We start from the raw sequence: 13493 nt of genomic DNA, 5'->3' as shown, positions 1-13493 counted from the left end.
GCTCCTGTGTTGCCCGTCGCACCTGTAACCCCAGTCGCTCCAGCTACGCCTGTTGCTCCTGTAACCCCGGTCGCTCCAGCTACGCCTGTTGCTCCCGTAACCCCAGTCGCTCCCGCTTCGCCTGTTGCTCCCGTAACCCCAGTCGCGCCTGTGTTGCCCGTCGCACCGGTAACCCCAGTCGCTCCAGCTACGCCTGTTGCTCCTGTAACCCCGGTCGCACCAGTTGTGCCTGTTGCTCCCGTAACCCCAGTTGCTCCGGCTGTGCCTGTCGCACCGGTAACCCCAGTCGCGCCTGCTTCGCCCGTCGCACCTGTAACCCCAGTCGCTCCTGCTATCCCCGTCGCACCTGTAACCCCAGTTGCGCCTGCTATGCCCGTCGCACCTGTAACTCCAGTCGCGCCTGCTTCGCCCGTCGCACCGATAACCCCAGTCGCTCCTGCTACGCCTGTCGCACCCGTAACCCCGGTCGCTCCTGCTACGCCCGTCGCACCTGTAACCCCAGTCGCACCAGTTGTGCCTGTTGCTCCCGTAACCCCAGTTGCGCCTACTTCGCCCGTCGCACCTGTAACTCCAGTCGCTCCTGTGTTGCCCGTCGCACCTGTAACCCCAGTCGCTCCAGCTACGCCTGTTGCTCCTGTAACCCCAGGTGCGCCAGCTGTGCCCGTCGCACCTGTAACTCCAGTCGCTCCTGTGTTGCCCGTCGCACCTGTAACCCCAGTCGCTCCTGCTTCGCCTGTCGCACCCGTAACCCCAGTCGCTCCGGCTGTGCCTGTTGCTCCCGTAACCCCAGTCGCGCCAGCTGTGCCTGTCGCACCTGTAACCCCAGTCGCTCCAGCTGTGCCCGTCGCACCTGTAACCCCGGTCGCTCCTGCTGTGCCCGTCGCTCCTGTAACCCCGGTCGCACCAGTTGTGCCTGTTGCTCCCGTAACCCCAGTTGCTCCGGCTTCGCCTGTCGCACCCGTAACCCCAGTCGCTCCAGCTATGCCTGTCGCACCGGTAACCCCAGTCGCGCCTGCTTCGCCCGTCGCTCCCGTAACCCCGGTCGCTCCTGCTACGCCTGTCGCACCTGTAACCCCAGTTGCTCCTGCTACGCCCGTCGCACCTGTAACCCCAGTCGCTCCGGCTGTGCCTGTCGCACCTGTAACCCCGGTTGCGCCTGCTATGCCCGTCGCACCTGTAACCCCGGTTGCGCCAGCTATGCCTGTCGCACCTGTAACCCCGGTCGCACCAGTTGTGCCTGTTGCTCCCGTAACCCCAGTTGCGCCTACTTCGCCCGTCGCACCCGTAACCCCAGTTGCGCCTGCTTCGCCCGTCGCACCCGTAACCCCAGTCGCGCCTGCTACGCCTGTTGCTCCTGTAACCCCGGTCGCTCCAGCTACGCCCGTTGCACCTGTAACCCCGGTCGCACCTGTGTTGCCCGTCGCTCCCGTAACCCCGGTCGCTCCAGCTATGCCCGTCGCTCCTGTAACCCCAGTCGCGCCTGCTTCGCCCGTCGCTCCTGTAACCCCAGTTGCTCCAGCTACGCCCGTCGCACCTGTAACCCCAGTCGCACCTGCTGTGCCTGTTGCTCCCGTAACCCCAGTCGCACCAGCTTCGCCCGTCGCACCCGTAACCCCAGTCGCGCCTGCTACGCCCGTCGCACCTGTAACCCCAGTCGCTCCTGCAACGCCTGTTGCTCCTGTAACCCCGGTCGCTCCAGCTACGCCCGTTGCACCTGTAACCCCGGTCGCTCCAGCTACGCCCGTTGCACCTGTAACCCCGGTCGCACCTGTGTTGCCGGTCGCACCGGTAACCCCAGTCGCGCCAGCTGTGCCCGTCGCACCTGTAAATCCGGTCGCGCCAGCTATGCCTGTCACACCTGTAAATCCGGTCGTGCCAGCTATGCCTGTCGCACCTGTAAATCCGGTCGCTCCAGCTGTGCCCGTCGCTCCCGTAACCCCGGTCGCGCCTGTGATGCCCGTTACTCCTGTAGTAACTCCCAGAAGTTCAGCAGAAACCAGGCGGTGTGGCGTTACTAAGCCGCCTGAGCTATTTTTTCCCCAGACTGAGACTTGCACATGTTCATCAATGGTTCCTGAAGTGATAAAAATAAACTCAAATGCATCCAGATCCGCATAATACGTGGTTGTCACTACCTGATTAGGCAGTACATTCAACGTTTCACTGACGTATAGCGTGCGGGTTCCATCCAGATAGTAACCTTCTACCGTCACCAAGGAAGACATGGTATCGCTTCGGTTATCGATTTTGACCGTGACCTGCTGGGTAGGTCTAAGCCCGCCTACCGCATTATTTTCAATCGGTCCTGTAGATAAAAAGCTCATCTTGAGTTCTCCTCTCCGAATATTTTAATAGTGATAACAACTTACTATATTCGAGCCATCACTGGAGGTGTGGACAAAGCCGGATATCTATTGCAAATACCGGATGCTATGGGTTGCATTTTCCGGCAACAAGGTTCCGCTTGACATTCGGCTATTGCATTCTTCCAGAAATTCGCTATACTGATAAAAATCATATTGAATCGATGACCGGGAGAGTAATGACCCTGAACCCTAGTCCCCAGCGAGCCGGGAGAGTGTAAGCCGGTACAGATCAGGATTATGAAGCGCACCCGTGAGATGGACTTCTGAACCTTAAGAGTAGGAAGCCCCGGCTAAAGACCGTTAACCTGTAAGGTGGTTGAACTGTAGGTTCAGCAACGAGAGTGGTACCGCGAGCGCATAAGCCTCGTCTCTTTTGAGACGAAGGCTTTTTTTGTCGTCTATTCTTTGTCTTTTAGAATTCTGCACTACCCTACGGCCTTTAGCGGCCGCTTACACTTTTCACAAATATAGGAGGTATTTACTCATGTTAATGCTAAGTCAGCTGATCAAGAACAGTCTGGAACAATGTATTCACAAAGTATCTGAAGACCTGGGGATTCCCGGCAGCTCTGCGGTAAAAGTGGCTCTGGAGCAACCGGCGAATGCGGACCATGGAGACTACTCCAGCAATATAGCCATGCAGCTGGCCCGTACCCTGCGCAAAGCCCCGGCCGTCATCGCAGAACTGATCATCGCCGAGCTGAAGTCATCGGGCTCCGTTAACGGACTGCTGCAGAGAATCGAGGTTGCGCCGCCGGGTTTCATTAATATGTACATCGATTGGCAGGTATGGGCCACGACTGATTTTGCAATTCCGCAGGCTGGCGGTGAGAAGGTTATTGTAGAGCATACCTCAGTGAACCCGAACAAATCCATGCATATCGGGCACCTGAGAAACTCCTGTATCGGAGATGCGCTGGTTAGAATTTTGAGAAAAACCGGTCATACCGTTGAGGTGCACAACTACGTGGATGATCTCGGCAATCAGCTTGCAGATACTGTAGTCGGCCTCTTGAATGTCCCGCTTGCCGGGGAGCATGTCCGTTTCGGAGATTACTGCTGGGATATTTACGCTGAGATCAACAAGGAGTACGCGGAGCATCCTGAAAGTGTAAATAAACGGACCGAAATTCTTCACGCGCTGGAAGAGGGGCATGGCAATACCGCCTGGATTGGCAACCTTGTCGCCGGACAGATTGTAAAAGAGCATGTGGAGGAGATGCGCAGCTTCGGCATTCACTACGACCTGCTTGTTTGGGAGAGCAGTATTCTGAAAGAAGGCTTCTGGTCTTCCGCCTTCGGCCTTTTGTCGCAGACAGATGTGTTCGTTCAGGAGAAGGAAGGCAAGCTGGCCGGCTGCTGGGTGCTGAAGCAATCCGCTGCTGGCACTGGCGCACAGGAGACACAGGAGACAGAAGAGGAGCATCAGAAGGATAAGGTGCTGGTGCGCTCGAACGGGATTTTGACCTATACGGCCAAGGATATCGCATATCATCTGTGGAAATTCGGCCTCCTGGACAAGGACTTCGCCTACAGCGAATTTGGCAGCGGGCTGTGGACGACCGGCTTGAGGGGTGAGACGCTGCCTTTTGGACGCGCCGACAAGGTCGTGAACGTGATCGACTACAGACAGGAGTATCCGCAGGCGATGGTTAAGCAGGCCTTCCAGGCACTGGGCTACAGCGAGCAGGCGGATCGGCTGCATCATGTAAGTTATGGTGTAGTTTCGCTAAGTCCGGCTTCCGCTGCTGAACTTGGTATTGATACCTCCGCCGGCAAAAGCTCCTACGCCATGTCCGGACGCCAGGGCATCGGCATCAAGGTAACCGAGCTGGTCCGGCTTATGGAGCATTCCATCGAGGCTACCCGTTCCGACAAAAACGGCCTGTCCAGCCGGCTCATCGCCACCGCTGCCATCCGCTACTATCTGCTGCGCTTCAATCTGGGTACAGAGATTGTGTTTGACTTCAAACAGGCCATGGAAATTTCCGGCAACACTGGCGTTTATCTGATGTATGCCTATGCCCGGGCAAGCCGTGTGCTCAGTAAAGGCAGCGCCCTGGCGGAGAGCGGTACCGGGAATAGCGGCGGTAACGAGCATGGCGGGAGCCGGGAGTATGGGGGGCACGGGAATAGCGGGGATAACGGGGATAACGGGAGCAGCAAGCATAGCGCGAGCAGCGGGCTTGACGGGAGCAGCGCACATGGAGACCTTCCGCTCTTTCCGCCGCAGCTTGAAGCAGCCGAGCTCTCCCTGCTGAGACAGCTCAGCCTCTGGCAGGACACCCTATATACGGCAAGCCGGGAGCTTACTCCGAATACGATCTGTAACTATGCGCACAGTCTGGCCGTACTGTTCAGCAATTTCTACTCCGCCTGCCCGATCCTCAAAGGAGAGGCTTCCAGCGTAGCCTTCCGTCTATGGCTAACCCGGAGCTTCACCGATATTTTAGGCGAGGCGCTGGATGTACTCGGTCTGCCTAAGCCGGAGCGGATGTAAGCTGGGGGGAGAAGCTGTGCAGAGCCCCGCATAGGTCAAGTAGGGCTTATAGTAGATAACTGTACTCATTAGGAGAATGATGTTGCTTACTTGGGGGATTGCTGTAGGCGAACGGGGGTTTGAGTAACAATAGTCTAGCGGATCGCTGTACAAAGAGTGACTTGAATGCTTAGACAGCAGGGACTTCCAGGAAAATCGTCTGCACTCTGCAGATGAAGTCTTCTGCTAAGCTATGCGGACTCAGATGACGCTATTTGGCGAAAAAATCTGTTTTTCTGAACGATGCGGACTCAGGAGCCCTTATATTGTAGTTTGGAGCTCAAAATGAGGGGAAACGGGTTAGTTAACGGCATCTGAGTCCGCCTGGACTGCGAAATGATGTGATCCGCCGAAATAAGATCACCTCAGTCCGACACGATGCTTCTAAACGTGAGGGTCCCGTTTCAAAGTAATCCTCCGGACAACAAAACAGCCTTCCCGAAGGAAGGCTGTTACTTGACGTCCCGGAAGGGATACAGCCACACTTCGGCTGATTGCGATGTATTTCTATCGAAGCTTAACCTCCAACGTCCCCGCTGGCGCCCGGCTTCTCATCCCCCCGGACAACAAAACAGCCTTCCCGAAGGAAGGCTGTTACTTGACGTCCCGGAAGGGATACAGCCACACTTCGGCTGATTGCGATGTGTTCCTATCGAAGCTTATGCTCCAACGTCCCCGGCTGGCGCCTAGGGTTCTCATCCCCCCGGACAACAAAACAGCCTTCCCGAAGGAAGGCTGTTACTTGACGTCCCGGAAGGGATTCGAACCCCCGACCGTGCGCTTAGAAGGCGCATGCTCTATCCAACTGAGCTACCGGGACAAATGAAGAATCATGAAACCTAAAGCTGTAAAGATCATATGTATTAATGCAACGTTATTTATTATACCTGATTCACAGAATTTATCAAGACTAAACTCTCCCAGCCGGCAAATGAGGTCCCCTATACTCCACCGTGCAGGCGACTTCTGAGCGATCCAGTAGATGTCCTGATACACGAACCCTAACAAAAAAGAAGCCTCCCGCATCCTAAATGCGGCAAGCTTCCTGCTCTATGGTCCATCCTATAGGTTATTGGTTAGTGATTGTGCAGCGAATCTTCGTTGCAAGAGGTCCCGCCGGAATCAAGAGTACTGCCTGAAATGCTCACCCAGCTGCTTCTTCAGCTCTCCGAAGATCAGCAGCTCGCGCTGGAATTTGGACCGTTCATCCTCCGGACTCATTACGGTGCTGCCGGTGAAGCCGCTGACCGTCACGTCCTTGAAAGCATCATGCAGATTGTTATCGAACCAATCGGTGGCGGTGTCCGCATCATTCGTCAAAATACGGACAATTTCGTAACCCTCCTCACGCCGGTCCTCAACAATATACACCAAAAGTGCGGAATCGCCCACAGCTCCAGGCAATACGCCAACCTCTGCGCAAGGTGCTCCGTCATACTCGGTCATTCTGCGGATTTTGGCGTCTTTAATGTAATACACTTGTCATCCATCCCTCCTGGCAAATTTCCCTCTCCCCTAGTGTTCGGATAAGGACATACATTTTATCCCTTCCTTCGGCATATATCTGTATTACTTGGCAAAAAAGAAAGGACAGACAACAATCGCACAAAAGAGAGGATGAACCAACATGTGCGGAATAACCGGATTTGTCCAGTGGCGCGGTGATCTTACAGGGCACTCGCAACTGCTTGTCAGAATGACTGAAACTTTAGCGAACCGCGGACCGGATGCAGCCGGAACCTGGATTTCAGGACCCATTGCCTTCGGACACCGCAGACTCAGCGTCATTGATCCCGAGAACGGCGCACAGCCGATGATTGCCCGCCATGACGATAAGGTGTATGCAATTGTGTATAACGGCGAGCTATATAATGCCCCTGAGCTCAAAAAAGAGCTAAAGCAGCGCGGCCATCATTTCCTCACAGAATGCGATACCGAGGTACTCCTGCATGCCTATATCGAATGGGGACCGGACTGCACGGAGAAGCTGAATGGCATCTTCGCTTTTGCCGTCTGGGACAGCTTGCGCGATCAGGTCTTCCTGGCCCGCGACCGCCTGGGCGTGAAGCCTTTGTTCTACAGCCAAGTGGACGATGTCTTCGTATTCGGGTCTGAGCCGAAGGCGCTGCTGCAGCATCCCAAAGTCCAGCCGAAGGTTGGACCGGAAGGCCTTGCCGAAATCTTCATTATCGGTCCGGCCCGGACACCGGGACATGGTGTATACAAAGATATATTCGAGCTTCGTCCAGGTCATGCCATGATTTATAGCCGCAGCGGTATCCGTACCTACGCGTATTGGAAGCTGGAGAGCGACCAGCACACGGATAACGTGGATGAAACGGCAGCCCGGGTGCGGGAATTACTCCAGGATACGCTGGAGCGCCAGCTTGTTTCCGATGTTCCGGTCTGCTCTCTGCTCTCCGGCGGACTGGACTCCAGCGCCTTAACTGCGCTTGCCGTAGATTATTACAACCGGACCGGCCAAGGCCGGGTTGATACCTTCTCGGTGGATTATGTAGACAACGACAAGCATTTCAAAAGCCATTCCTTCCAGCCCGGAGCCGACGGCCCCTGGATTCAGCGGATGATCGATGAACTGAATACGAACCATCACTTTATTGCTTTTGATACACCTGAACTGGTAACGGCGCTCGATAACGCCCTCTACTCCCGCGATTTGCCGGGGATGACCGATGTGGATTCATCACTTTATTTATTCTGCCAGGAGATCAAAAAGAAGGCGACTGTCGCTATCTCCGGCGAAGCTGCGGATGAAATTTTCGGCGGCTACCCCTGGTTCCACCGTGAGGAGATGCTGTCTTCCGGCACCTTCCCCTGGTCGGTAGCACCCAAAATGCGCGCCAGTCTATTGTCGCCGGAAATGAATGAGTGGATACGTCCGCTGGAATATTTGGGTGACCGGTACAGCGACGCCGTGGCCGAGGTGCCGAAGCTTGACGGTGAGACCGGCAAACAGGCGCAGATGCGCGTCATGTCCTACCTCAACATTACCCGCTTCATGCCTACGCTGCTGGACCGCAAGGACCGGATGAGCATGGGCGTGGGCCTGGAGGTACGCGTTCCTTATTGTGACCACCGCCTGGTGCAGTATGTATTCAACATTCCCTGGGAGATCAAGACCGTAGGCAACCGTGAAAAAGGCATTCTGCGCAAAGCACTCGAAGGTGTACTGCCGGACGATGTGCTCTACCGCAAAAAAAGCCCGTACCCTAAAACGCATAACCCTGCCTATCTCAACAAGGTGCGCTCACAGGTACTGAGTATACTGGATGATCCTTCTTCGCCAATCCTTCCGCTGATTGATCCGGCCAAAATCCGGGAAATCGCCGCATCACCGGAATCCTCCAGCAATCTGCCGTGGTTCGGCCAGCTGATGTCCGGCCCGCAATTATTCGCTTATCTGGCCCAGGTAGATCTGTGGCTGCGGAAATACAATGTCTCCATCGGCTAATGCCAAATAGATGTGAACATGCCCGCCAAGACCGTATAGCATACGTTCAGGCGGGCATGTTTTTTTCACATTATATGAAACTAAGCCAGTACAAGCTCGCCTTTAGCCGCATACTCCGGAATATTAAGCGAAACGTTAATGTTGAAACGGAATTCCAGCTTGTTTTCCCCAAAAATAATCGTATACGTGACAACATAAGGAGTCTCAATGTAGTACAGCGTAAGCTTCAGCGTGTCCTCAGCCAGCCAGTTTGCGTAAGTGATTACCTGTTGCCGGTGTAACGAGAGGTCTTTGCTGAACACATCCTCCGTCCATACCGCTTGGCTGAAATCGAATGGCAGCACATTATCCCGCTGATCGTCATACACCAATCGAAGCTTAAGCAGCGTGTAATTCCTGGTAAAAGAAATCTCCCGCAGCCCGTGGGAATTGCTGCTGATCTGGTATGTACCGCTGAGACCATACATAAGCCATTTCTCCGAAAAAGACTGCTGCGCCACAGGTAAGGCTGAAGTACTCCAATCGGACAATAGCTCCTGCAGACCGGCGTTATCCACGGAATCCGGCAGCGGACTGCCTCCAAGCGTATCAAAAATATGCTCAAAAATCAGATCCAGCAAGACCTGCAGCCGGTTCATACTCCCGAAGCTTGCCGCCACAGCAATGACTATATTCTGCTCCGGAGCCACCAGACACAGCTGTCCAAAAGATCCGTCTCCCCGGTAGCAGCCCCTCCGGCACAGATGAAATTGGTAACCATAGCCCTGCGCCGAGTCAATCCGCTGCGCTCCGGCCCGGTTGTCGCTCTGCTCACTTGTAGCCCGCTGTATGTACTGCTCCGATACAATTCTCCGCCCGTTATACACACCTTTATTCAGCAGCAGCAGGCCAAACTTGGCTACACTTTCTGTAGACAGGCTGAGTCCCATCCCGCCAGCCGTGATTCCCTGCGGACAAGTCTCCCAGGATGGTCTCGGGATACCCATTGGTCCGAACAAACGCGGCATCAGGTAATCGACCATACTTTGCCCGGTCACCCGTTCGAGGATGGCCGCCAGCATATAGCTGGAGGGGGTACTGTAGCGGTAATAACTTCCCGGCTCATGCTCAACCTGCTGGGCGAGGAAGGCGGTGATCCAGTCCTGTTCCTTGACTACAGCAGGATAAATATCTTCATGATGGCCCGCATTCATGGAGAGCAGATGATGCACTGTCATTTGCGCCAGATTAGATGACACAACCTCAGGCAGCTTGTCCGGGAAAAAAGAGATCACTGCATCCTCCAGCTGCAGCAATCCCTCGTCCCAGGCAATGCCTATGGCTATAGAGGTAAAGCTTTTGCTAAGTGAATAAAGCAGCTGCGGGGTATCCGGACGGTAAGGCATCCGGGTGAACTCTGCCGTAACCTTGCCGCCTTGCAGCAGCATGAAGCTGTTAACCTCAAGCCCCCGTTCCCTGACCTCCATGAAAAAACGGCGTAAAGCCTGCGAGGACAATCCATGCTTCTCCGGATAATCTCTTATCAATTCCAACGTGCGCCCTCCCATTGGTTCCTTCTATTCTCATCATAAAAGCCGGGGCAGCGGATGTCGATGAGCTTTGATTCCAAGTCGTTTGGCGCGTTGTCGCCAAATGCAAAGAGCAGACCACCTGAAAGTGAAAGGGGCCTGCTCTTGCATTCATGGCTTATACGCCGCCACCCATAGATTGAACCGAGATAGTCAATAAAAAGATGAAAGTACGGAGGGGAATTTTGGAACTGTAGGAGCGCTAGCGACCGCCTTTGTCCCCGGATTTCCACCGCCAATAGCGGTATCAATCAAGAAATCTGGGGACAACAGCGGCCGGAAGTCCAAATATTCACCGCAGTTACGGCTAACATCAATTTTATTAATAATTCCTCTGTTCAATCTATCTCAACCTCAGAAATTGAAATTATCCGGGTCCGGGCCGAAGCGGTGATTCTGATTCAGGTCCTCAATAGCCTTGACATCGTCATCGCTGAGGGTGAAGTCGAAGAAGCCGGCATTCTCGATGATCCGCTCCGCATGCACGGATTTCGGAATCGTGATCACACCCTGCTGCAGATCCCAGCGCAGGACAATCTGCGCTACAGTCTTGCCGTACCGCTCCGCCAGCTCCTTAAGCAGCGGCAAGTCGAGATTCCCCTGCATCAGCGGGCTCCACGCTTCCAGCTGAATGTCATGCTCCCGTGTATATTTCAGCAGTTCGCGCTGGGTTAGCAGCGGATGGAACTCGACCTGATCAACCACAGGTACCACACCGCTGTCATCGATGATATCCTGCAGATGATGGGTCTGGAAGTTGCTGACGCCGATCGATTTGACCAGGCCTTCCTTTTGCAGATGAATCAGTGCTTTCCAGGTCTCTTTATATTTGCCGGCAACCGGCCAGTGAATTAGGTACAGATCAATCTGCTCCAGACCCAGCTTCTTCCGGCTGACTTCAAAAGCCTTCAGCGTAGATTCATAGCCCTGATCAGGATTGCGCACTTTAGTGGTAATAAACAGCTCTTCACGGGGTACCCCGCATTCACGGATAGCTTGTCCAACGCCTTCTTCATTGTTGTACCCGGCTGCCGTATCAATGCTGCGGTACCCGGTCTCCACGGCAGCCTTCACTGCCTGGATAACTTCATCGCCATCCTTGGTCTGCCATACGCCAAGACCCAGCCAGGGCATGGTCACTCCGTCGTTCAAGGTAGGCCCGCCTGTAAATGGTGCGTTTAATTGACTCATATGTTTACCCTCCAAGCCTAATTTGAGTTCATCAAGCATCCTTAACCTTAAAAGCGCCTTCATAATCATCCAAAATCAGAATCAGTATAACAGATAGGAGCAAAGCCGCCAAAAGTGGCAAAAACATGTCCGGTCATCGTTGGCTGCTTCGGATAAAAAATGGAGTACAGCCTATTCTCCGGCTGTACTCCATTTTCATTCCTGCCCTTATTTCTTGTCAATCAGCTTGAAATCATCAAAGTGGAACTCCGGTGATACGATGCAGGAGACCAGCACCGGCTCTTCACCCAGCGGACGGGCTGCCTGCCACACTCCGGCAGGAATAACTACCTGCGGCTGCTGGCCTGCGGCGATGTCCAGCCCCAGAATCACTTCCGTCACGTTCTCCGGCTGTTCACCGCTGCCGCCCAGGCTTAGCACAATCGGACTGCCGGAATGATACAGCCAGATTTCGGAGGACAGCACAGTGTGCCAATCCGAAGTCTCGTCAGCATGAAGCAGGAAATAAATTGAGGAAGCTGAAGCACGCGGCCCCGAATAGCTTCCGCCCAGAGTCTCCTGGGGAATCTCGAAGGATGAATTCCAAAGTCTCTTGTACCATCCGCCTTCAACATGAGGCTGCAGCCCCAGTGTTTCTACGAGCGGTGAAATCTCTTTTTGCGTCACAGTATCTTCTCCTTAAAGTTTTGCTTAGCAAAACTGTCTTCGTAAGCATAGGCTTAGTTTTGCGTTGCATGCTTCGTAAGCATAGGCTTAGTTTTGTGTAGCATGCTTCGTAAGCATAGGCTTAGTTTTGCTTTTAACTTTAACGGAATGTGCCGCAATTGTAAAATAGTCCTGAGCTTATTTGCCGTCCTTACTCGCCTTGAATACTTCTGCAATAGCTCCGAGACTGCCAAGCGTTTCAACAGCACTGGTCGGCAGGAACACTTTGTTCGCCGGTCCCTTGGAGATTTCAGTCAATGCTTCGAAGGACTGATAAGCCAGCACTCTTTCATCCAGTCCTGCACTGGCGATCAGGGCAATCCGCATCTTCTCGGCTTGCGCGACCGCTTCGATCGCCTTGGCCTGGCCGAGGGCTTCCAGCTCCTGCGCCTGGCCGAGACCTTCCGCCTGACGGATACGCGCTTCCTTATCCCCCTCAGCCTTCAGGATCTTACTCTGCTTATCCCCTTCAGCGCGGAGGATCATATCCTGTTTGGCGGCTTCCGCCTCCAGTACAATCGCACGCTTGCTGCGCTCAGCCTTCATTTGTTTGTCCATCGCTTCCTGGATATCCAGCGGCGGCTTGATGTCGATAACTTCTACACGCTCAATCCGCACGCCCCATTTCTCAGTGGCTTCATCCAGCGCGAGACGGATATCCGAGGAGATTTTTTCACGGCCGGACAAGGTTTCATCCAGCTCCAGCTTACCAATAATCTGGCGCATGGTGGCAGTAGAGATATTACGTACACCATAGACATAATCGGAAATTCCGTAAGTTGCTTCTTCCGGTCCTACCACTTGATAGAAAATAATCGTGTCGATCTGTACCTGTACGTTATCCTTCGTGATTACCGTCTGCGGCGGTACATTCGCCTGTTGAATCCGCAGGTCATGATAGACCCGCACCTGATCAATTACCGGAATCAGAATATTCAGACCCGGTGTAAGCAGGCGGTTGAATTTACCGAGACGCTCCACGACCCCCACTCGTTGCTGCGGGACAATCTTGATAGTCAGTGCGATAAATACTACGACAACAACAACAATAATTCCGATAATAGCTAACTCCATCAGTACATATCCCCCCATCGTTCTACTTCGATAATTGTGGTGCCTCTTCTTACAACAATAACCTCTTGATCCTTGCCCAGCGCCACTGTGGATGTTGCACTCCATGTATCGCCGCCAACCTTGACCTGCCCGTAACGGCCGGGCTCAATCGCTTCGACGACCAGACCCTTTCGGCCGACAATATCGGTACCGGTATCCTTGAAGCCCCTGGAATTGCGTAATCTCGCTGCCAAGGGTTTGGTGAAAACGGTCAGGATCAAGGCCACCAGTGAACCGGCCAACACTTGCAGCAATAATGCATCCGGGAGCAGAAGCGCGACCAAGCCGGCAACCAATGCTCCGAGACTAAGCCATAATAGGTAGAATGTAAACGTAAACATTTCTACAACAAACAAGACGCCAGCGGCAATCAACCATAATACCCAAACAACCATCGGTGAATCCACCACCTTCCGCTATATACTACTATAACGAAATAAACGGCATCACGTTCCATAAATATATTTGACCGGGACAGCCGCCTGCCTCTTTCATTATATTTCAGCTTGTGGAAGCTTATGAACACCGGTTAAATATAA

The 13493-nt window shown here is 53.9% G+C and carries 9 protein-coding genes, 1 tRNA gene and 1 other annotated feature; of the genes, 2 read left to right on the top strand and 8 right to left on the bottom strand.

The features are described from left to right. The coding region (locus tag GC101_RS31195; RefSeq protein ID WP_171720479.1) for a beta strand repeat-containing protein at positions 1-2324 on the bottom strand (2324 nt) is incomplete at its 3' end. A gap of 194 nt (positions 2325-2518) precedes the next feature. Beyond that, positions 2519-2741: a binding site (T-box leader), on the top strand. Between the two features lie 115 nt (positions 2742-2856). Here GC101_RS31195 and GC101_RS31190 point away from each other — a divergent pair. After that, a complete protein-coding gene (locus tag GC101_RS31190; protein WP_246354600.1) occupies positions 2857-4866 on the top strand; it encodes an arginine--tRNA ligase in 2010 nt (669 codons plus the stop codon). A 785-nt stretch (positions 4867-5651) separates the two neighbouring features. Here GC101_RS31190 and GC101_RS31185 read toward each other — a convergent pair. Beyond that, positions 5652-5725 (bottom strand) — tRNA-Arg (locus GC101_RS31185). Between the two features lie 302 nt (positions 5726-6027). Next, positions 6028-6384, bottom strand: coding sequence for a hypothetical protein (locus GC101_RS31180; protein WP_039297666.1), 357 nt, complete (start codon positions 6382-6384; stop codon positions 6028-6030). A 148-nt stretch (positions 6385-6532) separates the two neighbouring features. Here GC101_RS31180 and asnB point away from each other — a divergent pair, with 148 nt between their 5' ends. After that, entirely contained in the window at positions 6533-8377 is a 1845-nt protein-coding gene (asnB, locus tag GC101_RS31175) for an asparagine synthase (glutamine-hydrolyzing) (protein WP_171720478.1), read from the top strand. Positions 8378-8457: 80 nt separating this feature from the next. Here asnB and GC101_RS31170 read toward each other — a convergent pair whose 3' ends face one another. The 5 genes from GC101_RS31170 to GC101_RS31150 form a co-directional block, all read right to left on the bottom strand. Continuing rightward, positions 8458-9909 carry a serine hydrolase domain-containing protein gene (locus GC101_RS31170; protein WP_171720477.1) on the bottom strand — a complete coding sequence of 484 codons (1452 nt, stop codon included), beginning with the start codon at positions 9907-9909 and terminating at the stop codon, positions 8458-8460. 390 nt (positions 9910-10299) lie between these two features. After that, positions 10300-11136 carry an aldo/keto reductase gene (locus tag GC101_RS31165; RefSeq protein ID WP_171720476.1) on the bottom strand — a complete coding sequence of 279 codons (837 nt, stop codon included), beginning with the start codon at positions 11134-11136 and terminating at the stop codon, positions 10300-10302. Positions 11137-11343: 207 nt separating this feature from the next. Further along, complete coding sequence (locus GC101_RS31160) at positions 11344-11802, bottom strand: cupin domain-containing protein (protein WP_039297676.1); 459 nt, start codon at positions 11800-11802, stop codon at positions 11344-11346. Positions 11803-11979: 177 nt separating this feature from the next. Beyond that, positions 11980-12915: an SPFH domain-containing protein gene (locus tag GC101_RS31155; RefSeq protein WP_152679743.1), complete on the bottom strand. Its 936-nt coding sequence runs from the start codon at positions 12913-12915 to the stop codon at positions 11980-11982. Continuing rightward, positions 12915-13199, bottom strand: a complete 285-nt coding sequence (locus GC101_RS31150; protein WP_343049842.1) for an NfeD family protein — start codon at positions 13197-13199, stop codon at positions 12915-12917. The genes GC101_RS31155 and GC101_RS31150 overlap by 1 nt, the downstream gene beginning before the upstream one ends. Positions 13200-13493 lie beyond the last annotated feature (294 nt).

Origin of the sequence: Paenibacillus phytohabitans, from assembly GCF_013141775.1 — a bacterium.
Lineage (GTDB): Bacteria > Bacillota > Bacilli > Paenibacillales > Paenibacillaceae > Paenibacillus_AQ > Paenibacillus_AQ phytohabitans.
This window is presented reverse-complemented; position numbering and strand designations above follow the sequence as displayed.

Excerpts from the sequence above, each read along its gene's own strand:
- GC101_RS31190 (WP_246354600.1), top strand. The coding sequence starts at position 2,857 with ATGCTAAGTCAGCTGATCAAGAACAGTCTGGAACAATGTATTCACAAA.
- asnB (WP_171720478.1), top strand. The coding sequence starts at position 6,533 with ATGTGCGGAATAACCGGATTTGTCCAGTGGCGCGGTGATCTTACAGGG.
- GC101_RS31165 (WP_171720476.1), bottom strand. The coding sequence starts at position 11,136 with ATGAGTCAATTAAACGCACCATTTACAGGCGGGCCTACCTTGAACGAC.
- GC101_RS31155 (WP_152679743.1), bottom strand. The coding sequence starts at position 12,915 with ATGGAGTTAGCTATTATCGGAATTATTGTTGTTGTTGTCGTAGTATTT.